This window comes from Levilactobacillus paucivorans (assembly GCF_001437125.1).
Taxonomy (GTDB): domain Bacteria; phylum Bacillota; class Bacilli; order Lactobacillales; family Lactobacillaceae; genus Levilactobacillus; species Levilactobacillus paucivorans.
In genome coordinates this window covers 104,749-127,977 of the sequence record NZ_JQCA01000043.1, presented here as the reverse complement: position 1 = coordinate 127,977, position 23,229 = coordinate 104,749, and the positions used below count along the sequence as shown (strand labels likewise).

The 23,229-nt window shown below is 50.6% G+C and carries 21 protein-coding genes and 1 tRNA gene; 18 read left to right on the top strand and 4 right to left on the bottom strand.

The window, feature by feature from the left end; translation table 11 throughout:
* The first annotated feature begins 274 nt into the window (after nucleotides 1-274).
* The 4 genes from yaaA to gyrA all read left to right on the top strand — a co-directional run bounded on the left by yaaA (nucleotide 275) and on the right by gyrA (nucleotide 6,177).
* Nucleotides 275-502 carry a S4 domain-containing protein YaaA gene (gene yaaA, locus IV54_RS04560; protein WP_057878221.1) on the top strand — a complete coding sequence of 76 codons (228 nt, stop codon included), beginning with the start codon at nucleotides 275-277 and terminating at the stop codon, nucleotides 500-502.
* Entirely contained in the window at nucleotides 502-1,656 is a 1,155-nt protein-coding gene (gene recF / locus IV54_RS04555; RefSeq protein ID WP_057878220.1) for a DNA replication/repair protein RecF, read from the top strand. Before yaaA ends, recF begins: the two co-directional genes overlap by 1 nt.
* Before the next feature lie 3 nt (nucleotides 1,657-1,659).
* Nucleotides 1,660-3,606, top strand: coding sequence for a DNA topoisomerase (ATP-hydrolyzing) subunit B (gene gyrB, locus IV54_RS04550; RefSeq protein ID WP_057878219.1), 1,947 nt, complete (start codon nucleotides 1,660-1,662; stop codon nucleotides 3,604-3,606).
* Nucleotides 3,607-3,681: 75 nt separating this feature from the next.
* Nucleotides 3,682-6,177, top strand: coding sequence for a DNA gyrase subunit A (gene gyrA, locus IV54_RS04545; protein WP_420806170.1), 2,496 nt, complete (start codon nucleotides 3,682-3,684; stop codon nucleotides 6,175-6,177).
* A gap of 50 nt (nucleotides 6,178-6,227) precedes the next feature.
* Here the strand turns inward: gyrA and IV54_RS04540 are convergent, their stop codons facing one another.
* A complete protein-coding gene (locus IV54_RS04540) occupies nucleotides 6,228-7,631 on the bottom strand; it encodes an aminotransferase-like domain-containing protein (protein WP_057878217.1) in 1,404 nt (467 codons plus the stop codon).
* Between the two features lie 120 nt (nucleotides 7,632-7,751).
* Here IV54_RS04540 and thiD point away from each other — a divergent pair, with 120 nt between their 5' ends.
* The 7 genes from thiD (at nucleotide 7,752) to IV54_RS04505 (ending at nucleotide 11,768) form a co-directional block, all read left to right on the top strand.
* A complete protein-coding gene (gene thiD, locus IV54_RS04535) occupies nucleotides 7,752-8,549 on the top strand; it encodes a bifunctional hydroxymethylpyrimidine kinase/phosphomethylpyrimidine kinase (protein WP_057878216.1) in 798 nt (265 codons plus the stop codon).
* Nucleotides 8,546-9,049: an ECF transporter S component gene (locus IV54_RS04530; protein WP_057878215.1), complete on the top strand. Its 504-nt coding sequence runs from the start codon at nucleotides 8,546-8,548 to the stop codon at nucleotides 9,047-9,049. The genes thiD and IV54_RS04530 overlap by 4 nt, the downstream gene beginning before the upstream one ends.
* A 13-nt stretch (nucleotides 9,050-9,062) precedes the next feature.
* Nucleotides 9,063-9,620 (top strand): TIGR01440 family protein, encoded by a 558-nt coding sequence (locus tag IV54_RS04525; protein ID WP_057878214.1) that lies wholly within the window; start codon nucleotides 9,063-9,065, stop codon nucleotides 9,618-9,620.
* A gap of 389 nt (nucleotides 9,621-10,009) precedes the next feature.
* On the top strand, nucleotides 10,010-10,306 hold the full coding sequence (gene rpsF, locus IV54_RS04520) for a 30S ribosomal protein S6 (RefSeq protein WP_057878213.1): 297 nt from the start codon (nucleotides 10,010-10,012) through the stop codon (nucleotides 10,304-10,306).
* Between the two features lie 41 nt (nucleotides 10,307-10,347).
* The gene (ssb, locus tag IV54_RS04515; protein WP_057878212.1) at nucleotides 10,348-10,914 is read left to right on the top strand and encodes a single-stranded DNA-binding protein; all 567 of its coding nucleotides are present in this window, start codon (nucleotides 10,348-10,350) and stop codon (nucleotides 10,912-10,914) included.
* A 28-nt stretch (nucleotides 10,915-10,942) separates the two neighbouring features.
* Nucleotides 10,943-11,179, top strand: a complete 237-nt coding sequence (rpsR, locus tag IV54_RS04510; RefSeq protein ID WP_057878211.1) for a 30S ribosomal protein S18 — start codon at nucleotides 10,943-10,945, stop codon at nucleotides 11,177-11,179.
* Between the two features lie 121 nt (nucleotides 11,180-11,300).
* Nucleotides 11,301-11,768 carry a VOC family protein gene (locus IV54_RS04505; protein ID WP_057878210.1) on the top strand — a complete coding sequence of 156 codons (468 nt, stop codon included), beginning with the start codon at nucleotides 11,301-11,303 and terminating at the stop codon, nucleotides 11,766-11,768.
* 66 nt (nucleotides 11,769-11,834) lie between these two features.
* On the opposite strand, the gene IV54_RS04500 is transcribed toward IV54_RS04505, so the two are convergent.
* The gene (locus IV54_RS04500; RefSeq protein ID WP_057878209.1) at nucleotides 11,835-12,596 is read right to left on the bottom strand and encodes a MerR family transcriptional regulator; all 762 of its coding nucleotides are present in this window, start codon (nucleotides 12,594-12,596) and stop codon (nucleotides 11,835-11,837) included.
* Nucleotides 12,597-12,852: 256 nt separating this feature from the next.
* Here IV54_RS04500 and IV54_RS04495 point away from each other — a divergent pair, with 256 nt between their 5' ends.
* The 7 genes from IV54_RS04495 to IV54_RS04465 all read left to right on the top strand — a co-directional run bounded on the left by IV54_RS04495 (nucleotide 12,853) and on the right by IV54_RS04465 (nucleotide 22,029).
* A complete protein-coding gene (locus tag IV54_RS04495) occupies nucleotides 12,853-14,868 on the top strand; it encodes a DHH family phosphoesterase (RefSeq protein ID WP_083488501.1) in 2,016 nt (671 codons plus the stop codon).
* A 66-nt stretch (nucleotides 14,869-14,934) separates the two neighbouring features.
* Nucleotides 14,935-15,387, top strand: a complete 453-nt coding sequence (rplI, locus tag IV54_RS04490; RefSeq protein WP_057878208.1) for a 50S ribosomal protein L9 — start codon at nucleotides 14,935-14,937, stop codon at nucleotides 15,385-15,387.
* A gap of 159 nt (nucleotides 15,388-15,546) precedes the next feature.
* Entirely contained in the window at nucleotides 15,547-16,938 is a 1,392-nt protein-coding gene (dnaB, locus tag IV54_RS04485) for a replicative DNA helicase (protein ID WP_057878207.1), read from the top strand.
* A gap of 716 nt (nucleotides 16,939-17,654) precedes the next feature.
* Nucleotides 17,655-18,836 carry an MDR family MFS transporter gene (locus tag IV54_RS04480; protein WP_057878206.1) on the top strand — a complete coding sequence of 394 codons (1,182 nt, stop codon included), beginning with the start codon at nucleotides 17,655-17,657 and terminating at the stop codon, nucleotides 18,834-18,836.
* A 74-nt stretch (nucleotides 18,837-18,910) separates the two neighbouring features.
* Nucleotides 18,911-19,186, top strand: a complete 276-nt coding sequence (locus IV54_RS04475) for a hypothetical protein (protein ID WP_057878205.1) — start codon at nucleotides 18,911-18,913, stop codon at nucleotides 19,184-19,186.
* Between the two features lie 468 nt (nucleotides 19,187-19,654).
* Nucleotides 19,655-21,265, top strand: a complete 1,611-nt coding sequence (locus IV54_RS04470) for a peptide ABC transporter substrate-binding protein (protein WP_057878204.1) — start codon at nucleotides 19,655-19,657, stop codon at nucleotides 21,263-21,265.
* Between the two features lie 527 nt (nucleotides 21,266-21,792).
* Complete coding sequence (locus IV54_RS04465; RefSeq protein WP_057878203.1) at nucleotides 21,793-22,029, top strand: hypothetical protein; 237 nt, start codon at nucleotides 21,793-21,795, stop codon at nucleotides 22,027-22,029.
* 46 nt (nucleotides 22,030-22,075) lie between these two features.
* On the opposite strand, the gene IV54_RS04460 is transcribed toward IV54_RS04465, so the two are convergent.
* Both IV54_RS04460 and IV54_RS04455 read right to left on the bottom strand, forming a co-directional pair.
* A complete protein-coding gene (locus IV54_RS04460; protein WP_057878202.1) occupies nucleotides 22,076-22,384 on the bottom strand; it encodes a hypothetical protein in 309 nt (102 codons plus the stop codon).
* Between the two features lie 235 nt (nucleotides 22,385-22,619).
* A tRNA-Lys gene (locus IV54_RS04455) sits at nucleotides 22,620-22,692 on the bottom strand.
* Nucleotides 22,693-23,229 lie beyond the last annotated feature (537 nt).

The window sequence follows — 23,229 nt, the reverse complement described above, 5'->3', positions numbered from 1 at the left end:
AAAACAGGCCTCAATTTGGGACATTTAACAGAAAATGCGTACGCAAATAACGGTGCCCAGAACGTGGATCGCGATTTAGGGTCGTCGAAACCGCCAAAAAACAAATAATTCGCTAAAAGACCGCTATTTTCGAATCTGAGCAAATTTACCGTCTTTTTACCAAAAATATCAAAAACACCCCAAATCGCCTCAGAACGCAAAAATCAAGGGGATCGTCTGTACTTTTCCCTAAAAAGCGGTATAATATAAGAGAAGAATATTAAGGGGTGAAATTGTGAAAAAAGACGTTTTCATTGACACGCCCTACATTACTTTAGGCCAGTTACTCAAAGAAGAATCCGTCATCAGCACTGGTGGCCAAGCCAAGTGGTATTTACGTGAAAACACGGTAAATATCAACGACGAGCCGGACAACCGGCGGGGCCGTAAGCTGTATCCTGGCGATACAGTGGCAGTACCTGAGGCAGGATTATTTTTTATACGCTCAAAGCAGGGTGAATAATGTATTTGCAAGAGTTGCAGCTGCAGCATTTTCGGAATTATCCCGAGGCCGATATTCGGCTGGGTCGGGGGATTAACGTCCTCCTCGGCGAAAATGCCCAGGGCAAGACCAATCTATTAGAGGCCATCTACGTGCTCGCGTTAACGCGCAGTCACCGGACAGCCAACGATCATGACTTGGTGAACTGGCAGGCCAAAACGGCCAAGGTCAGTGGCCGAGTCGTGAAGTCGGCGGGGACGGTACCACTGGAGTTAACGTTCTCACGCCAGGGCAAACGTGCTAAAGTCAATCACCTTGAGCAGGCTCGGTTATCACAATATGTGGGCCAGCTCAATGTGATTTTGTTTGCCCCGGAAGATCTTGCGATTGTTAAAGGGGCCCCGAGTATTCGGCGGCGCTTTATGGACATGGAATTTGGCCAGATGAATCCGCGTTATTTGTACAATTTAAGTCAATATCGGACACTGTTGAAACAACGGAATCGCTATCTGAAGGACTTACAACACAAACAGAAGCGCGATCTGTTGTTCCTATCGGTACTGTCCGATCAATTGGCATTATATGGTGCGGAAATCATCGCCCAGCGGCTGCGGATGTTACATAAGCTGGAGCACTGGGCGCAGGTCATTCACGCCGAGATCTCCCAGCAACGCGAGACGCTGACGTTTCACTATGCTACCCAGGTGCCCGATGAGGCGTTAACCGACGCCAAGAGCATCCAGGCGGCCTTGAGTGCGTTATATGAGAAGCAACGGGACAAGGAGCTTTACCAGGGGACGACCCTGGTTGGGCCCCATCGTGATGACCTGCATTTTTGGGTCAACGATAAGAATGTCCAGACGTTCGGGTCTCAGGGGCAACAGCGGACAACGGCACTGAGTGTGAAGTTGGCCGAGATTGACCTCATGAAGGAGGAGACCGGGGAGTATCCGGTCTTGCTTCTAGATGATGTCCTTTCAGAATTGGATGACGCCCGGCAGACGCATCTGCTGACGGCCATTCAAGATAAGGTGCAGACGTTTATCACCACCACCAGTCTGAGCGGGATTACCCGCCAGCTGATTAAGGACCCGACCATTTTTCACGTGGCCGATGGGACTGTGGTGGCGGATGGATCGCCCACTAGTGACGATTCGGCAACAAAGGAGGATTAAGCAGTGGCTGAAAAAGAATACGAAACCAAGGCGGAACGGGCAAGAGAATATGATGCCAGCCAAATCCAAGTTCTTGAGGGCTTGGAAGCGGTACGTAAACGTCCCGGAATGTATATTGGATCAACGAGTGCCCAAGGTCTCCATCACCTCGTGTGGGAAATCGTGGACAATGGGATTGACGAAGCCTTAGCTGGCTTTGCCGACGAAATTCACGTCACGGTTAACAAGGACAACAGTGTGACCGTGACCGATAACGGTCGGGGAATCCCTGTCGATATCCAAAAGAAGACGGGGAAGCCCGCCTTAGAAACGGTCTTTACGATCCTGCATGCCGGGGGTAAATTCGGCGGTGGCGGGTACAAGGTTTCCGGTGGTCTCCACGGGGTGGGGGCTTCCGTTGTCAACGCGCTGTCCACCGAGCTGGATGCTCAGGTTATCCGTGAAGGCAAGCGTTATTCAATCACCTTTGATCGGGGTCACGTGGTGAAACCGATGACTGTGGTTGAAGAGGGTCTGCCTAAGGAAAAACACGGGACCATCGTGCACTTCCTGCCGGATCCAGATATCTTCAGAGAGACGACCACTTTTGACATTAAGACGCTGACCACGCGGATTCGCGAACTGGCCTTCTTGAACAAGGGTCTCCGGATTACGATTCGTGACGAACGGCCAGAGAAACCAACGGAAGACGATTTTCACTATGAAGGTGGGATTCGCCACTACGTTGACTATTTAAACGAAAATAAAACGACTCTTTTCGAACCCCCAATCTATGTGGAAGGGGCCGAAAACGGGATTACGGTGGAAGTTGCCCTGCAATACACGGATGACTACCACAACAACCTGTTGACGTTTACCAACAACATCCACACCTACGAAGGTGGGACCCACGAAGAAGGATTCAAACGGGCCTTAACGCGAGTTGTGAACGACTACGCGCGGACCAACAAGCTGATGAAGGACAACGAACCGAACTTAACTGGGGATGATGTCCGTGAAGGCTTGACGGCCGTGGTTTCCGTAAAGCATCCGGACCCACAATTTGAAGGTCAAACGAAGACCAAATTGGGGAACTCTGATGCCCGGACGGCCGTGGATCACACGTTTGCCGATCACTTCATGCGGTTCTTAATGGAGCATCCTGATATCGCCCGTAAAGTGGTGGATAAGGGGACGTTAGCTTCCAAGGCACGGGTTGCCGCTAAGCGGGCCCGTGAAGTCACCCGGAAGAAGAGTGGGCTGGAAATCAGTAACCTTCCCGGGAAACTGGCCGACAACACGTCCAAGGATCCGTCGATTTCCGAATTGTTTATCGTCGAAGGGGATTCCGCCGGTGGGTCTGCTAAGCAGGGCCGTTCGCGGTTGACGCAGGCGATCTTACCCATTCGGGGGAAGATCCTGAACGTGGAAAAGGCCTCGATGGACCGGATTCTGGCGAACGAAGAAATTCGTTCCCTGTTTACGGCCATGGGGACTGGATTTGGTGATGACTTTGACGTTGCCAAGGCCAACTACCACAAATTGATTTTAATGACCGATGCCGATGTCGATGGGGCCCACATTCGGACGCTGTTGCTGACACTGGTTTACCGCTACATGCGGCCATTATTGGATGCCGGTTACGTCTACATCGCTTGCCCACCACTCTACCGAGTTCGGCAAGGGAAGATGCAACGTTACCTGGATTCCGATGATGAATTACAAGAATTATTAGGCCAATTGCCACCCGCACCAAAGCCACAGATTCAACGGTACAAAGGGCTGGGTGAAATGGATGCCGAACAACTCTGGGAAACGACCATGAACCCCGAAAACCGGCGGCTCTTACGGGTCGATGCCCAAGACGCCATCAATGCTGACCAAGTGTTTAGCATGTTGATGGGTGACAAGGTAGCGCCTCGACGCGAATTTATCGAGGACAATGCGACCTTCGCCGAGTTGGATGTTTAGTGAAGAACGGAGGGTAAAGATTTGGCTGATCAAGACTATATAGGTCGGGTTACCGACGTTGACCTCTCACAAACCATGCGGACATCCTTCTTGGATTACGCGATGAGTGTGATTGTCCAACGGGCCTTACCTGACGTACGGGACGGCTTAAAGCCCGTTCACCGTCGGATTCTGTACGATATGCATGAATTGGGCATTACGCCCGACAAACCATTCCGGAAATCTGCCCGGATGGTTGGGGACGTCTTGGGGAAGTACCATCCCCATGGTGACTCCGCCGTGTACGAATCCATGGTACGTATGGCACAAGACTTCTCATACCGCTACATGTTAGTAGACGGTCATGGGAACTTTGGGTCCGTCGATGGTGACGGGGCCGCCGCCATGCGGTATACCGAAGCGCGATTGAGTAAGATCGCGATGGAAATGCTGCGCGACATTAATAAAGATACGATTGATTTTCAAGATAACTACGATGGTTCTGAAAGAGAACCCGTGGTGCTCCCCTCACGTTTCCCTAACCTGTTGGTTAACGGGGCGTCTGGGATCGCCGTGGGGATGGCCACGAACATTCCGCCACATAACCTGACAGAAGTGATCAGTGCCTTGCACATCTTGATGAAGAACCCCGATGCCAGTCTGGCTGAGTTGATGGAGGCCTTACCAGGTCCCGACTTCCCAACCGGTGGGATCGTGATGGGGAAGGCTGCCATTCGCCGGGCTTACGAGACCGGGAAGGGCACCATTACCCTGCGTGCCAAGGTCGACATCGAAGAAGAAAAGAACGGCAAGCAACGCATCGTGGCCACGGAAATTCCATACATGGTCAACAAGGCCAAGCTGATCGAACGGATCGCCGAATTGGCCCGCGACAAGCGGATCGAAGGGATCACCGATGTCAACGATGAAACCGACCGAACCGGGATGCGGATCGTGATCGACGTCCGGCGTGATGCCAGTGCCGAGGTTATCTTAAATAACCTCTACAAGATGACGTTGATGCAGACCTCATTTGGGATTAACATGTTGGCAATCGTCAAGGGTGCTCCTAAGGTCTTAGGCTTAAAGGCCATCTTGCAGTATTACCTGGACTTCCAGCTTGAAGTAATTCAACGGCGGACAGCCTTTGAATTACGGAAGGCCGAAGCCAGAGCCCACATCCTGGAAGGGTTGCGGATCGCTCTGGACCACATCGATGCCATTATCACCATTATTCGACAGTCCCAGACCGCCGAAGTGGCGAAGAATGAATTGATGACGCGTTACAGTCTCTCCAACAAACAATCGCAAGCCATCTTGGACATGCGGTTGGTTCGGTTGACCGGACTGGAACGGGAAAAGGTCGAAAAGGAATACAACGACGTCATGGCCAACATCAAGGACTACAAGGAAATCTTGGCGTCCCGTGAACGCCAACAGAGCATCATTTATGATGAATTGTTGGAGATTCAAAACAAGTTTGGGGACGATCGGCGGACCGAATTAATGGTTGGCGAAGTCCTGAGCTTGGAATTGGAAGATGAAGACCTGATTGCCGAAGAAGATGTCATCATTTCACTCACTCATAATGGGTATATCAAACGTTTACCAACGTCTGAATTCAAGGCCCAAAATCGTGGGGGTAAAGGGGTTCAAGGCATGGGCGTGCACGATGATGACTTCATCGAACACCTCGTGGCGACCTCGACGCATGACATGCTGTTGTTCTTCACCAACACCGGGAAAGTTTACCGGATGAAGGGTTACGAGATTCCTGAATATGGTCGCACGGCCAAGGGGATTCCTGTCATCAACCTGCTGGGGATCAACAACAACGAACACGTTCAGGCGGTGATTAACGTGTCGAACGCCGGGAAGAGTGCAGAACGCGATCTGTTCTTTACCACGGTGCAAGGGACGGTTAAGCGCACGCCGGTCGATGAGTTTGCCAATATTCGGAGTAACGGTCTGAAGGCCATTAACCTGAAGGAAAATGACGAACTGATCGATGTGTCGATCATTGATGACACGGCCAACATTATTATCGGAACCCATCTGGGTTACGCCGTTAGTTTTGCGGCCAAGGACGTTCGGTCGATGGGCCGTTCGGCTACTGGGGTTCGGGGAATTCGTCTCCGTGACCAGGATTACGTCATCGGTGCCAGCGTGTTGAAGCCAGACAGCCAAGTGTTTGTCATTTCCGAAAAGGGTTATGGGAAGCAAACGGCCGCCGAAGAGTACCCAATTAAGGGTCGAGGTGGTAAGGGAATCAAGACCGTTAACGTCACCGCCAAGAACGGGCCGCTAGCGGGATTGACCACCGTTGATGGTGATGAGGATATTATGCTGATCACTGACAAAGGGGTCATGATTCGCTTTAGCGCCGCGGATGTCTCCGAGACCGGTCGGGCAACCTTAGGGGTTCACCTGATTCGTTTGGGTGATGATTCCGAAGTGGCGACGATGGCCAAGGTGGCCAAGGAAGACGATGAAGCTGAGGATGCGGACGCACCTGCCGGGGAACCCGACAAGCCAGCCGATGCCCCAACGACACCAGACGCCACCGCGCCAACGAACCATTCTGAAGACTAACTAAGACGAGAGGCTCACTGCCAAATTGACAGTGAGCCTCTTTTTTGAATTTAATTTTTGAGTCGTTCGCGTAACTGCTGTTGTTTCTTGGCGTCGATACCGGCAAAATTGAAGCGAAAGGATCGTTTGTCAGTCCCGTAGATGGGGCCAGGCTTGACTAGAATCTTCTGGGCCAGGAGCTGGTTAAAGATATCGGGATCGTCTTGCGTGACCCACAGATAGAAGCCTCCCTTGGGCGTGGTGAACCGCCAGTCGGGCCGGCACTCGCGGAAGATGGCGGTGACCTGATCACGGCGGTGAGATAGCTGGGCGGTTAATTTAGAAATCTCGGGTTCAAATGACGCGTTGTTGAGAGCCAAATTGGCCATGACTTGTGCCAACATGCTAGGCACGATGTCGAGTTTCTTCTGGACCTGCAGGAGGCGTTGGCCGATGGCCTGTGGCGCCACGATCCAGCCAATCCGCGTGCTGGATCCCAAGAGTTTAGAGAGTGAACTCAGATAGATGACATTTTCCGGTGCCAGAGATTTGAAGGTCGGGACCTCGTCTTGCTTGGCGACGAGCCAGCCAAAGACGTCATCCTCAACGATGGGGATTTGGTAGCTTTGGCACAGCTTTAAGATACGCTGTCGTTGTTCCAAGGTCAGGATGCTACCAGTGGGATTCTGGAAGGTGGGATTCATAATGAGGAGTTTGATTCGATGTTTTAAGATGGCCTCCTCGAGGGCCGCGAGATCTAGGCCATCAGAGGTCAAAGGCACGGGATAGGTGTGAATCCCCGTGGCTTGAAAGATGGCACTCGAGTTGAAGTAGGAGGGCCGGGCAAAGGCCACGGCATCCCCAACCTGCAGGAGACTTCGAAGAACCAGCAGGAGTGATTGCTGGGCCCCACCGGCGATGATCAGGGTCTGATTGGCCAGATGAAATTGCTTCTTATTGGTGTGAATTTGGCCAATCGTGTGAATCAGGGGCTGATAGCCGGCGTCTTGTTCCTGTTTTTGAGCCAGAAGAAAGCCATGCCAGTCCAGCTGTAACGCCCCCAGTTCGGGGATGAGGCCCATGGGGAGTTCATTGGCGGCACCGTCGATCAGGGCCCCGTGGTCCAGCGCTCTGGCCTGCAAGAGACGTTGTTGGTAGGCCTGATCACCGCGAGATTCCGTGTTCTCCAAGAAGAAATTCCAGTTCACTTTGTCGGCCTGACTGGCGATTTGGGGGAGTGTGGAAACGTAGGTCCCACTCCCGGTTTTTTTGATTAGAAGACCGTTGGCTGTTAACTCGAGAAAGGCGCGGGTGACCGTGGAGCGATCGACCTTTAGGAGCTGAGCCAGCTCGCGTTCGGCCGGTAGCCGTTGTCCCGGTAAGAGTTTATCGTCCTCGATGAGGCGCTTGATGAGTTGAGTAATGGCGCGGTACTTGGGTTTGATTGGCGGTAGGTCCGCGTACCAGTTAATCATGGGTAATCCCTCCAGTTGGTTTCCTTCAGTATAATAATTGGCTGGATTAAAAACAAGCCAATTGGCTGTTGTGATCCCGCCGTGAAGGGGCAATACTAGAGAGTGTTGGAGGGAGCGCTCATGGAAAATGTTTTAACCATTGCTGGTTCGGATAGCCTTGCGGGTGGCGGTATCGAGGCCGACCTCAAGACCTTCGAAGAGCTAAATGTGTTTGGGCTTAGCGCGCTGACGAGCGTGGCCAGCATCACCCCCGCAGGAGTGAATCTAAGCCAAATTCCACCGACCGTCATTGGGCAGCAGTTGGATTCTATTTTAGGTCAACTGCCGGTCCATTTTGCCAAAACGGGTCTCTTGGGTAGCCAGGCGGCCTTAATGATGGTCTGCGACAAGTTACAAGCCACTAAGCTCAAGTTGGTGGTCGATCCCGTCCTGGTCTTCAAGGAGGGCGAGACACAGCTACACACGACTTACATAGACGCAATGACCCATAACTTATTGCCTCTTGGTTACGTCACAACGCCAAACCTGGATGAGGCCCGTCAGTTGAGTGGCCTCGCTACTATCACGACTAAAGATCAGATGCGTGAAGCCGCACTGCGGATTCAAGCCTTTGGTTGTCCCAACGTGGTGATTAAAGGCGGGAGCCGCCTTGCGGGGGATGTGGCCCTGGATTATCTTCGCGCTGGGGATCAGGATTACTGGTTCACGGGACCGAAGATTAACCGTCAGACCACAGACGGTGCCGGTTGTACCTTCTCGGCGGCCATTACCGCCGAGTTGGCAAACGGGCAGTCGTTACCCGCTGCGGTCGCCGCGGCCAAGACATTCGTTCGGTTAGGCATTACCCATGGCGTGGCCATTAGCGCGACGCTCGGGAGCGTGTGGCAAGGGGCAAGCCGACAGGAGGAAACAAAATGAAAAAGGCAAAGGATCCAATTAAACAGATGACGTTAACCGCGGTGCTGACGGCGATGACGGTGGCCATGTCGTTACTGGTCATCATCCCCGTTCCAGCCACCAAAGGCTTTGTGACGCTTTGTGAAGTGGGCATTTATGCCACGGCGATTCTCTTTGGAAACCCGATGGGAGCCGTCGTTGGGGGGACCAGTGGCTTTCTGATTGACTTATTGTCCGGCCATCCCGAGTGGTGCCTGTTCTCACTGGTGATCCACGGGGCGCAAGGCGCCGCCGTTGGTTTCCTCACCCCCAAGCACAAAACGATTAAAACAACTATTTTTCCTTTGTTAGTTGGAAGCGTTATTATGATAGTTGGGTACTACTTTGCGACCGCCTTGCTTTTCGGTTGGGCAGCCGGATTGGCCTCGATCTTTGGTAACATCGTTCAAGTCGGGTTTGGGATGGTCGTAACACTTTCCATCGTGGAGAGTCTTGTGAAATTCAAGCCTAATTTAGTTTAAGGAGTGACATTTGATGGCAGTAGATACGAGTAAAATTGAAGCTGACCTGAACGTCATTGTTTCTGACGTTTTGGATGCGGCTCACTTACGTAAAGGTGATTTGTTTGTTCTGGGATGCTCAACCAGCGAAGTTGTTGGCGGGCACATTGGTAAGGATTCCAACCCGGCAGTGGGGATGGCCATTATCAAGACCTTAGTCGACAAGTTACGCCCACTGGGCATTCACTTGGCGGTACAAGGGTGTGAACACATCAACCGGAGCTTGGTGGTTGAACGCGAAGTTGCGGAAAAGAATCACTTTGAGATTGTCACGGTTGTGCCAGCCTTACACGCCGGCGGGGCCGCTTCAATCGCTGCCTTCAAGCAGTTTAAGGATCCCGTTGAAGTCGAACACGTTGTGGCACAAGCTGGTCTCGATATTGGGGACACGGCCATTGGCCAACACGTCAAGTTCGTTCAGGTTCCGGTACGGCCTTCATTGAAGGAATTGGGTAGCGCACACGTCACTGCCTTACGTTCTCGTCCTAAGTACGTTGGTGGTCCACGGGCAAACTACGATCCTATTAAATAATTAAGTGAGAAGAACGGCGCGAGTCGTTCTTTTTTGTAGGTTCGGGTAGAAAGTGCCGCTCAGAGGGCGTTAACGGCCTCTGACGAGTGACAGCTGGCCATTTCGATATCCGGGAAGTCGGCTGACTAATGACGCCGAGAGTGGTCGTGAGCCCTGATTTTGACGTGATGGCTTTTCTTTTAAAAAAATTGCCGGGATTTAAAATAACGGCCATGAAAATCCGGAATTAACCTTGTAACGTAAACAACACCCATCGGTCGGCCCCGATTTGCTTAACATTTCTGTTTATGCTATACTACTAGCTTGTGAGTATCTGGCTTACGCTAGTGTCTCTCCTTGCTTCCGCATTGTAGCGGGGGCCTGAAGTCCATAAGGAGGTGTAATGATTCATGGAAACTACTAAATACGAAATTACCTACATCATTCGTCCAGATCTTGACGATGGCGCAAAGACCGCTTTGGTTGAACGCTTTGACAAGGTTATCACGGACAACGGTGCAGAAGTTACCGGTTCAAAAGACTGGTCCAAGCGTCGTTTTGCTTACGAAATCGGTGGCTTTAACGAAGGTATTTACCACATTATCACGGTAAACGCTTCTGATGACGAAGCCTTAAACGAATTCGACCGTTTAGCTAAGATCAATGGCAGTATCTTACGTCATATGATCGTTAAGCGCGAAGATTAATTTAACTACAGACTTTTAAATTTGAGAGGAGTTATTCAGCAATGATCAACCGAGTAGTACTTACTGGCCGACTGACACGGGATGTTGAGTTACGTTATACCCAAGGCGGTGCTGCTGTTGCCACATTTACTTTGGCCGTTGATCGGCGGTTCACCAACCAGCAAGGTGAGCGGGAAGCTGATTTCGTTAGTTGTGTCATTTGGCGCAAATCCGCGGAAAATTTTGCGAACTATATGCACAAGGGGTCTCTTTGTGGCATTGAAGGCCGCATCCAAACCCGGAACTACGAAAACCAGCAGGGTCAACGAGTTTACGTGACTGAAGTTGTCGTCGAGAACTTTTCGTTCTTGGAACCACGTTCGAGCAATCGTAACGCAAACGCCAACGGTGGAAATGAAAACTACGGTGCACCCGTGAATAATGCTCCTCAGAATCAGAATCAAAATGCCAATCCATTTACGAGCGGGAACCCAACTTCGAGTGCCCCAACTCAAAATCAGAATCCAAGACCGACAACGCCAAATCAGAACGCCGGCAGTAATGCTAGCGACCCATTTGCGAATACCGGGGATTCAATTGACATTTCCGATGATGATTTACCGTTCTAAACACTAAAAAACGAGGAGGAAATTTCTCATGGCAGGACAACGTCGTGGCGGCCGTCGCCGTCGTAAGGTTGACTTTATTGCAGCCAACCACATCGAATACATTGATTACAAAGATACTGACTTATTACGTCGGTTTATCTCCGAACGGGGTAAGATCTTACCTCGCCGGGTTACTGGCACTAGTGCCAAGAACCAACGGAAGTTAACTATCGCTATCAAGCGTTCACGGATCATGGGCTTAATGCCATTTATCGGTGAAGAATAGTTTTTAAAAGCCATCCCTGCGGGGGTGGCTTTTTTATATAAAAAATTAGGCTATCGCATTCGTGAGAAGATTGCTACAATTAAGCCACAGTCGTATCCAAAACAGGAAAGGATGAATGGTTATGCAGTCTCGTTTGATTCCTAGTCTCTCATTTACTAGTGCCAAGGAGGCCCTCGCGTATTATCAAGAGGTCTTTGGCGCACAGGATGTTTATCGCTTCAGTCCCAGTGCCGAACAGGCCACCCAATTTGGGCTACCAGCCGATGCCGACTTGGAGGCGATGACCATTCATGCCGGCTTTAGTGTTCTGGGAACTAGCCTACAGTGTGCGGATGCCTTTCGCGGGGCACCCACGCCCAGCAACCAAATTGATCTGATTCTGGATATCAATGCGGATGACGCTGCCAGTGCGGCGGCCGCTGAGGCTTTCTATCAACGCGTCGTGGCCTCACAGACAGTTACCGTCGATATGCCCTTTGAATCGCAGTTCTGGGGCGGTAAGATGGGGCACTTCACCGATCGCTACGGGATTTCTTGGATGCTTCACGTGATGCCTTGGAGTCAAATTAAGGACCCCATGGCCAAATAATCTCGGATATAAAAAGGGAGACTGCCCCAGCGTGTGCTGACAGTCTCCCTTGTCGTATCCAGTTGGTTATTGGGCATAGCGGCGAATGATGGCAACGAGGGTTGTCGTGGCGTTAGGTAAGCCCACCCGATCGTTGTAGTAGCTGGCAAAACGCTCGTCACTCAGATAGAGCTCGGCGAGGCCGCGATGGGTTTCCGCGGAGTAATTGTTCCACGTGAAACATAGCCAGGTCTTGTGGTCATTAAAAACTTGCTGTGCCAAGTCACTAGTCAGATCGCCCGATTGGGCAACGGTCTTGAGATTGGTTAGTAAGCGTTGTTCGCAGGCCTGCATCGCCTGATAGTCCGTTTCGCTGAGTGCGGCAAATTTGCGTTGGCTCGTATCGACTGCCGCTGTGCCGTAGCGATCACGAGCCTCCTGGCCAAACTCGCGGTCATTTGTGGTGAGCTGCTCCTGTTTAAAGGCACTGAATTTTTCTGAATCCGTCATTTGCGGACCTCCATTTCTGGCCGCTAGGATGCGGTCCAGGGTAGTCAGCAACGTCGTGAGGTGTTCCCGTTCATCCAGCAAGCGTTGACGCTGTTGGGCAAGAGCGGCCGTTTGTCGAGCAGGCGACTGGTCCAGGAGTTTCTGGATGGCGGTGAGACTGAAGCCAAACAATTGAAAATAACGAATGATTTGTAACCGGTCGACGGCAGAGGCGTCGTATTCACGGTAGCCGTTTTGGGGATTGCGTTTTGCTGGCAACAGGCCAATCTGATCGTAATACCGCAGGGTGCGCGGACTCACCTTGGCCAGGCGCGCCAGTTCTTGAATGCTGGTAGTCACGAGACCCACCTCCTTTCGTGCTTACAACCTACTATAAGGGTTGTCGTCGCGTCAAGGTCAAGCTAAAATGGAAATTAAAATAAATCGGATTCATCCCCGCCACGTTAAGGTTTCATCCGGTTAGCCAGGTCTTTGTGATTGTCACCGAATGTGATAAAATAAGGGTATTATTTGTAACTTTTAAGCCCGCTAATTTTCAGAAGCTGTTTTAGTGGGCGAACACAAATTTTTCCAGATGAATCAGATGAGGAGCAAAATGAATAAATTATTTTCGCGATCCAACATCCCCGAATTCTTACAGAATCGGCGCTTGCGCGGTATCGCTATTATGACCGCTGCTCTGGCCATCCTCGGCATCGTCCTATCCTTCCTATTGAATTGGATCTTTGGGATTGTCATTCTTGTTCTGGTGGGGATTGCCACGCTGGTTGTGTTCAATACCATGGCGGAAATTGGTGACGACACCACGCAATATATTTCCGACCTGGCATTTCGCATTCAGCAAGGTGAGCAAGAGGCCTTACTGCGCATGCCACCGGGTGTGATGATTCTGGGGGACAACGACCAAGTGGAATGGGTCAATCCCTACCTGCAGAATTACTTCGGGGACACCGACGTTTTGAGTCGGCCCATTAAAGAAGTCGACCCCGAGTTGGCAGACCTGATTAGCACGGCCGAACCGCAGACAATGACCACGATTAAATGGCAAGACCAGCGATTCACGATGTACGTGCAACCAGATTTTCATGCCGTTTACCTGTATGACATCACGCATTACCAGTTGATTCAAGAGCAGTACGACAACGAGAAGATCGCTATCGGTCAAATTTTCTTGGATAACTATGATGAGATTACCCAGTCGATGACCGACCAGGATATTTCCAATCTACGAAACTACGTGACCAATGAGCTGTCGGCCTGGGTTCAACAGTTTGATATGTACCTCAAACAGTTGGACGATGACCACTACTTCGTCCTGGCCTACGCCAAGTCGCTGGCCGCGATTGAAGCCGATAAATTCAAGATTCTCGATACAATTCGTGAGACGACGTCCAAGCAAAACTTCCCGTTAACCTTGAGTATGGGGATTGCTTACGGCGATCCCAACCTCAACAAGCTGGCTGACCAAGCCCAGAGTAATCTGGACCTGGCGCTGGGTCGGGGTGGGGACCAGGTCGTGGTGAAGGCCGCTGACCAGGCCGCCCGCTACTATGGTGGGAAGACCAACCCGATGGAGAAACGGACGCGGGTTCGGGCCCGGATGATTTCACAAGCCCTGCAAGAGCTGATGAACGAGTCCGACCAGATCTTCGTTCAGGGCCATTCGCAACCCGACATGGACTCGCTGGGGGCCTGTCTAGGGATTCGGCGGATTGCCAAGATGAACAACAAGACCTGTTGGATTGTCTTGGATAAGGAAACGGTCCACTCCGATGTTCAGCGCTTGCTGGATAACCTGAAGGACTACCCATCGATCGATGCTGCCATCATCTCGCCGGAAGAGGCGTTGGAGAAGGCCACCGACCAGAGTATGTTGCTGATGGTGGACCACTCGAAGCCGTCGATTTCCATTTCCTCGGCGCTCTACGACCGGTTGGAAAACCGCGTGATGATCATTGACCATCACCGGCGAGGCGAAGAGTTCCCTGAAAACCCACTGCTGGTCTACATCGAACCATATGCCAGCTCGACTTGTGAACTGATTACCGAAATGTTTGAGTATCAGTCGCAGGAGGGTGAGCCCATCAACAAGCTGGAAGCCACGGCCATGTTGGCGGGGATCTTCGTGGATACGAAGCACTTCTCGATGCGGACAGGGACGCGAACCTTTGATGCCGCCAGTTACCTCCGTTCTGCGGGGGCCGATGCGCTCGAGATGCAACGTTACATGAAGGAAAACGTCGACAGCTACCTGAAACGCAACCACCTGATTGAAATGGTGGAATTCGTCAATGAAGACATGGCCCTGATTGCCGGGGAAGAGGATCAAACCTATGATCCAGTCACCGCGGCGCAGGCCGCCGATGATCTCCTGAATATGTCCGGCGTGGATGCCTCGTATGTCATCACACGCAGAGACGATGGCCGTGTCGGCATTTCCGCGCGGTCGCTGGGTGAAATTAACGTCCAGCTCACCATGGAAGCCATGGGTGGTGGGGGTCACCTGTCTAATGCGGCGACCCAGATTAGCGACAAGTCCGTCGCCGAGGTTAAGCAACAGCTGATTGAGCTGCTCAACCACAGCGGCGAACCGGAACCGGCCACCACATAGTTAATTGATTCTGGTGGGGTTTCGGCGTAGGATTAAAGTTAGCATATTAAATGAGGAGTGACCGACGTGAGAGTTATTTTTACCAAAGATGTCCGGGGTAAGGGTAAGCGCGGAGAAATTAAGAACGTTCCCGATGGCTACGCCCAAAACTTCCTGATTAAGCGGGGATTAGCCAAGGAGGCTAACCAAGCTGCCATGAGTCAACTCAAGGCAGAAAAGAAGGCAGAAGACCGACGCGAGGCTGAAAACTTAGCCGAGGCCCAGGAACTCCAAAAGCACTTGGAAGACGACAAGACAGTCGTTGAAATCGTCGCCAAGGCGGGGGAAGATGGCCGGCTGTTCGGGTCAATTCCTAGCAAGCAGATTACGCAGGCCCTCCAGAAGCAATTTGGTCTGAAGCTCGACAAGCGTAAGGTGGAGCTCCCAGAACCCATTCGGGTCTTGGGCTACACGAACGTTCCCGTTAAGTTACACAGCCAAGTGACCGCGAAGATTCGCGTTCACGTGACGCAAAAGTAAGACAAGTGTTTCGGAAAGGTCGCCAGTCATGGTGGCCTTTTTATTTACGATTCTGATGGCGGGAAAACTCGGGTCACTTTTCCCCTTGGGTCGTGATACTATGGTAAAATAGAAACCTGATGTTGAACTGGTGTCCGATAAAGAGGTAAATAACCAAGCATGGATAATAACGTATTAACAGACCATACACCACCACAGAACCTCGATGCCGAAAAGGCGGTCCTCGGGGCTATCTTTTTGAGTACCGACGCGTTGGTGGATGCGTTAGAATTTTTAGAGCCGGAAGACTTTTATCGCCGGGAACACCAGATTATCTTCCAGGCGATGATCGAACTGAACGACCGAGACGAAGCCATTGATGTGGTGACGATCACGGACCGACTGACGGCTAAGAATCAGTTGGATGACGTGGGGGGCATTACGTATATCGCCGAGTTAGCCGGGGCCGTTCCGACCGCCGCTAACGCCACGTACTATGCCAAGATCGTCCAGGAAAAGTCCCTGTTACGTAAGCTGATTCAGACGGCCACGAACATCGCCACCCAGGGTTATCAACAAGATGGGGATGTTACCGACCTCCTCGATAACGCCGAACGTGACATCATGAATGTGGCGGAAACGCGGAACCAATCGGGTTTCAAACCGATCAGAGACGTGCTGAACAACTCCTTTGAAGAAATTAACAAACTCTCCGAACAGGGAGACGTGATTACCGGACTGTCGACGGGCTACGCCGAGTTGGACAAGATGACCACGGGGCTTCACGACGATGAATTAATGATTCTCGCCGCTCGGCCAGCTGTGGGGAAGACCGCCTTTGCCTTGAATATCGCGCAGAACGTGGGGACTAAGACCGACAAGACCGTGGCTATTTTCAGTTTGGAAATGAGCGCGGAGTCCCTGGTTAACCGGATGTTGTGTGCGGAAGGGTCGATCGACGCCAATCACCTGCGGACGGGGCAACTCTCCGAGGATGAATGGCAGAACCTGATCGTGGCCATGGGGAGTTTGGCCAAGGCCAGCATCTATATCGATGACACCGCCGGGAATAAGATTACTGAAATTCGGGCCAAGTGTCGTCGGCTCGCTAAGGAAAAGGGAAATCTTGGCCTCATCGTGATTGATTACCTCCAACTGATTGAAGGGACCAACCACGAAAGTCGGCAACAAGAAGTTTCCGATATTTCACGGCAATTAAAGAAGCTGGCTAAGGAACTCCACGTGCCTGTCATTGCGTTGTCCCAACTCTCTCGTGGGGTGGAACAGCGGCAAGACAAGCGGCCTGTGCTGTCCGATATTCGGGAATCCGGATCGATCGAACAAGATGCCGATATCGTGTCGTTCCTGTACCGTGACGATTACTACGAACGTGACGGGGATGAGGATGACAATAATGACAGCGACCCCCGTGATGAGGGTGACCAGGACGTGGGGGAAGTCGAAGTCATTATCGAAAAGAACCGTTCGGGTCCACGAGGAACGGTCAAATTACTCTTCGTGAAGTCATATAATAAGTTTTCATCGGTGGCCTATGTCCCCGATGGTCACTAAATCAAATTGAATTGAACTCATTTAGCCCCGTGATCATGGTGATTATGGGGCTAATTAGCATTTAAATAGTGTTTATGTGCAAAATTCATAGTGGCGTGCCAAAAAGTTCACATTTTCATCATATTTTCCGATTAGTATGTACAGTATAGAAGTTAACCGAGTGGTTGCTTCTACCAAAGATTAACAATCTTTTTTCATGTACTCCTCCTCCCCTGGAATAATGAAAAAATAGTTAACGTCATTCTTATAAATGGCGTTACCCCTACTCCGATGATCATCGCTTTCCCCGAGCGGTGGTCTTTTTTTATGGCCATTTTGGTTCAGGGGGTCGTTCAATCGGGCTGACAAACAATGTTTCACATGAAACATTGTGGTCGGCGATGATGGTTGTGGCAGGTGAGCCGGGAGTCATATTTTCGCGAAGAACGACCGGTGGCGTGGTATCTGTGGGAATGGTGACGGATCAAGGGTTCGTCTAACCAGAAGCGGGTGGCATGACATCTCGTCTTTTAGAGCATTGGCCAACCGGTGAGTGCCAAATAGTCATGAAACCAGGGCTACCGATGAATCAGGACGGCCCCCTCAGGGGATTGGGGCGGTGTTAACAAAATTTGGTGGGGTGTCTTATTAGTTTAAAGGGGGGACTGGTGGAGGCCCCCCTTCTAGTGCTAGAATAAGGCTTAACATGTTTCTGGAAAGGAGAGGCTGTATAGTATATGCAAAAAGAAATTCGGTTGCGTTGGTTAGTCGTGGGCGCTTTGTTCAGCAGTATCGGCATGAGTTTTATTTGGCCGCTGACGACCATTTACCTGCATAACCGACTGGGCGCATCACTGACAAAAGTTGGGGTGATCCTATTATTTTATTCCCTAGCAAACGTTGTCGGGAGTGTCCTCGGGGGCCGGTTGTTTGACCGCCGAAACCCTTATTATTTAACGATTGGTGGGATTTTGCTCTCACTGATCACTTTAGGGGGACTTATCATTAACCATGGTTGGCCGGCCTTCCCGATTGCGCTGATCTTCTTGGGATTGGCATCGGGCTGGACGTTGACCATGGTGAACTCCCTCGGGACGACGATTCATAGCCGCGATGGACGCTACATCTTCAACATGCTGTATTTCGCACAGAACTTAGGGGTGGTCTTGGGGACAGCCCTGGTGGGGTACGTGTACAGCACCAGTGTCACGCTATTATTTGCAATTGCCTTTGCACTTTTCGTTCTATTTCTCATCGTGGTGGTTCAACACTACAAAGCGCCTGCCGTGACGCAACCCAAGGTGGTCTCAGCCAAAGAAAAGGTTCGGATCAAGATTCCACGGCCTAATCAGCGAATTATGCTGACGTTCTTTTTCTCGTTAATGGTCATCTGGATTATGTACACGCAGTGGGAGTCTAACCTGTCCGTTTATATGACGGGAATGGGAATTCCAATGAAGAGTTATAGTCTGTTATGGACCTTAAATGGGGGACTGATTGTGGTGCTACAGGTCTTTATTAATTGGCTTGGGAACTACTTCAGTAACCTGTATCTACAGGTCTACGCGGGGATTTTCTTCCTGGCGGTTTCCTTTGTGACGTTGATCTTTGCCAAGGACTATGCCCACTTCACCATTGCCATGATTATCCTGACGATGGGTGAAGCGACGGCGTTTCCGGCAATCCCAGCGATCGTCAATAATCTCACGCCCGCCGCGGTTAAAGGGAAGTACCAGGGGATGTCCAATGCCTGGACGTCCGTTGGGAAAGCCATTGGACCGCTGATGGGGGGGATCATCATCGACCAGACTTCCTATACGTTGCTGTTCATTATTGCTGCGGCAACGATTATGGTTATTCTAGGATTGAATGTTTTCGTGGTGACGGTCAACCGGCGCCGCGTGAAAACTTTTAAATGAGTTTTCACCTGAATGGTGTATAATGTCTGATAGTAGGAGATTAATCGTACACTAGGGAAATCAGGGGAAGGCTCATGAACAGAAGAATACGGGGAATTAGCGGCCTGCTGATTGGTTTAATTGTGGGGCTCATCATTTTGGGGCACCCATCAGGAAACCGGTCAACCATTACGGATTCCGTCGTGCAGCCCACTTCGGGGCAAACGGTGGTGCAGGTTACCAATAAGAAGACAACGGGTCATGGTCACGTTGAGATTAAGACGCAGACCACGACTAGTCAAGCGGGGAAGACGGTTAGTCGTCAGACAACCACTTCACCGCAAGTACAGCAACAGACTCGGGGAAAGTAACGTTTGTATAAAAAAATAATTTAACGGCGACTTTATGCAAATAAGGTCGACGATGAGAAGAGCTAGCCATACAGCCGTATGGACTAGCTCTTTTTTTAGATTCCCAATCCATAATATACATGAAAATGAATGTTTATAAAAGGATTGACAATGAAAATGAATGATGATAAATTTAATAACAATATTTGAGACCAAGCAAAGAAGAGTAACGTCGAGGGCGGGACTAGCGAGTTCGGGAAGATGGAAGCCGAATCGACCCCTCGACGTGAAGCGCATCGGAGCGTCGTCGTCATGAAGAGAGTAGTGATGACTGGGTCGTGCCCATTACCGCACGTCGCGTTGGCTGAAGGCCGCGCGTTGAGAGATAAAACAAGGTGGTACCGCGAGTCGTTCGCCCTTGTTGGTTGTGATTAACCAGCAGGGACGGGCGACTCTTTTGATCGGGCCGGATAAGTGAGGGACTTTAAAATGAAAAAATTATTGGGATTGAGTTTTGGCTTGTTAGCAGTGGCGACTTTGGCCGGATGTGGGACGACACAGGCGGAGAGTAGTACTGACCGGACGTTAAAGGTCACCATGGTGGGTAACCCGGCAACGGCGAACCCCGCTATTTCTGGGGACAGTAACAGTTCAAGTCTGATTGCACAGACGGAAGAGGGGCTGTATACCCTGGATAAGAACGGAAAGGTAGCCCCAGGCGTAGCGGAGAAGGTGGTTAAGCCAACCCATAACGGAACGGTGTATACCTTCAAGATTAAGCAAAACGCCAAGTGGCAGAATGGCGACCCCGTAACGGCGCAGGACTTTGTCACCTCCTTTCAGTGGCAGGTCAATCCGCAATCCAAGTCCCAGGTGGCCGATAAGCTGAAATTTTTGAAGAACTACGATGCCGTTCAATCTGGCAAGGCCAAGCCGGCGACACTAGGTGTGAAGGCCCTCAACCAGAAGACCTTGCAGTTAACCTTGTCAAAGCCGCAACCTTGGCTGGGTGATATCCTGGCGACGGCAGAATACCCCATGAAGACGAGCCTTTTTAAGCAATACGGCAGTCAGTACGGGACTTCCGCCGACAAGACCTTGTCCGATGGGGCCTATAAGCTGGTTAATTGGAGTGGGACCACGGACAGTTGGTCTTATGAAAAGAACGATCAATATTGGAATGCCAAGAATGTCAAGATTAGCCAGGTAGATGTTCAGGTGGTTAAGGATCCCGGGACCTCATCAAGTCTCTTCAAATCCGGTGCGGTCCAGGAAACCACGCTGTCGGGTCAATACATTAAACAAAATGCCAATGACCCAGAGATGAAGACCACGTTGAATAGTTCGATGCGGTTCTTGGAATTTAACGACAAGAAAAAAATCACCCACAATACCAAGCTACGTCAGGCCTTCTCCTATGTTGTGAACAGACAAGCCCTTACGAAGAACGTCCTTCAGGATGGGTCCTCAGCCGCTAAGAACCTGATTCCTTATGGGGATGGGAACGACCCGCAAACGGGGAAGGATTTCTCAGAGGATGTTGGTAACCTGCTGAGCTACAATCCAGCCAAGGCCACGAGCCTGTGGAAACAAGCCAAGCAGGAGTTGGGGATTAAGACGGCCAATCTGGAGCTCCTGACGGCCGATACGGACGAACAGAAGCACACGGCCCAGTATTTACAGCAACAGTCCCAGAAATACATGCCAGGGCTTAAAATCACGATTAAATCGATGCCCCTGGCCCAACAGATTGCTAAGGGATCAGCTGGGAACTTTGACATTGACCTAGATGGCTGGAATACCGATTGGCGGGACCCTTCCGACTTCCTCCAAATGGCGGATGGCACGAGTTCGGTCAACTTCACCAAGTGGGACAATGCCCATTACAGTCAACTGATGACGGATATTGACAATACGGCCAAGTACAGCACCCAACAGCGGTGGAACCTGATGAAACAGGCCGACACGTACGTCACCCAGCAGGCGGGCCTAGTCCCTCTGTACCAGCAAGCCAAGGCCCACTTGGTTTCTAGTAAGGTTGGCGGGTTGAAGTATACGATGATGAGTGACGCACAGTATAAGTATGCTTACTGGAAGTAGAGTGCAAAAAAAGGCGCTTAGGTTCTGAGCATTAACGTCATAAAGTTCCGGTTCGGCATAGCCGGACTGGGGCTTTATGGGGTTAAGCGCAGGGACCTGCCTTGTTTTGCACGTTTCGGAAGCTGCCAGTACCAGGATATAAAGGCGAGATAAGCTAGGCTCTCCCTGCCAATGGTCATAACCGTTAATCATCGTTTCTCTCCCAATTTAAGCCCCATACGACCCTGATAACGGGCCACAGTGAATAATTAGTCCAGCGAGGCCAGATTCACGCTGAGCGGCCAATCTGGAATGCCAAAAGCCCCGGGAATTTTCCCGGGGCTTTGTTTGAACAAAATTAAGTAAGGGGTAAAAGGTTAAACGCAAAATTAATTTAAAAAACACCTGAATTTCGCCGAAAGTTTTGTTACGATAAGATTAGACCAACCAGGGGAAAACTAGAACGACCTGCGATTATGGGGAGTGATTGCTGTTCTGATCACGCAAGTGGGTGGCTCTAGACAGGTTAGGTCGGAGGAGGAGATGGCGTGAGTTTTAGAAGGATCTTACGAGATCAGATTAAACAATCGCTGGATTTGGTCGAAATCTTTATTTTCTTATTAATCCCTGTGTTCTTTATTAAGGCATTTGTGGATTTTCTGATGCAAGGGCAAGTCTTTTGGCTCAATGATGCCTTGGTTTTTCTGAGAAGTGCTAGCGGCTTTGTCTTACTCCTCTTTGTGATTGAGGTGGGAGTTGCGCTTCGCCGTTATTGGTCACGATAAGCAAAAAGCTCACGACAATTGTCGTGAGCTTTTGTATTTCTGGGACCTATTTGCCGGTCAGAATTGAAAAACGAGACTCGGCTTGAAAGCCGGCTACGAGCTGTTCCGCAATACTAGTGGCGGCATGAGTCGTTAGGCTTGGTCGAACGGTTCGAACCAGTGCGGCGACGTCAGCAATGGACGTGGGTTGCTGTTTCACAGAACGTTGGATGAGGTCCGCTTCAATCTTCTTGATTTCGCCAGGTTTGAACTCATAGTCGAGAAAAACCAGGGCACTTGATTGCAGGTCAAGCTTTTCGCAGATAGCATCCAGCACCTCAAGTGTGAGGGCATCCTTAGAGAAAACTGAGGACATGGGCGATCCTTCTTTCATATGTAAGAGTGGTTGCGAGTCCAGATTAACAGACGCCTGGCAAAAACACCAGTGGTGGTGAGCCTCCTTGCGGCCGAAAAAAAGGGCCGGCGGGGATGCCGCAATGCAGACCCGCCGATAATGAATAAACATAAGGTAAACGGATAAATATTCTTTTAGGACACAAAAAAATCAGCAACCACGAAGCCATTCCTTCGTGAAAGCTGATTAGTAATTATGGGCAGCCAGGGGATCGAACCCTGGACCCACGGATTAAGAGTCCGTTGCTCTGCCAGCTGAGCTAGCTGCCCATGTGCTAAGTTGTTGCTGTTGTATGTCTTCCATATCAACGAGAACTATCATATCATGAGGATTAGGGGTGCGCAACCCCTTTTTCAAAAAAAGTTGATTTTTATTCAAAAAATTGGTTATTTAAGAAAGCAAATCCCCGGCATTTCAAGGATTAGACGAACTTGAAAAAATAAAAGTTTTTTTACGATTTTTTGTTTAAACAGGGCATTTGGCCTGGAAAAATGGGTGACGGTGACTAAAAATAATTGAAAAAAGTTGAATGATAGACATAATCCAGCTAATTGTTTATGACCACAATGTATTTCCCAGGAAATGGTAAGTTAAAAGCACCTTAAATCCTTTGCGGCCAAGGCCTGAAAGATAGGTCATGATGTGTTATAATTTAGGCAACGTTGCTCTACCGGTCCTGGATTTTTCTCAGGCCGCGCAACGGCCTTTAATTTTTACCGAGCCAACCCGCTAAGGGGGCTCACTTCTAACTTGACTTTAAACGAGAAAAAATTGCAACACTAACTGTAGTGGCCCCGTTGTCGATG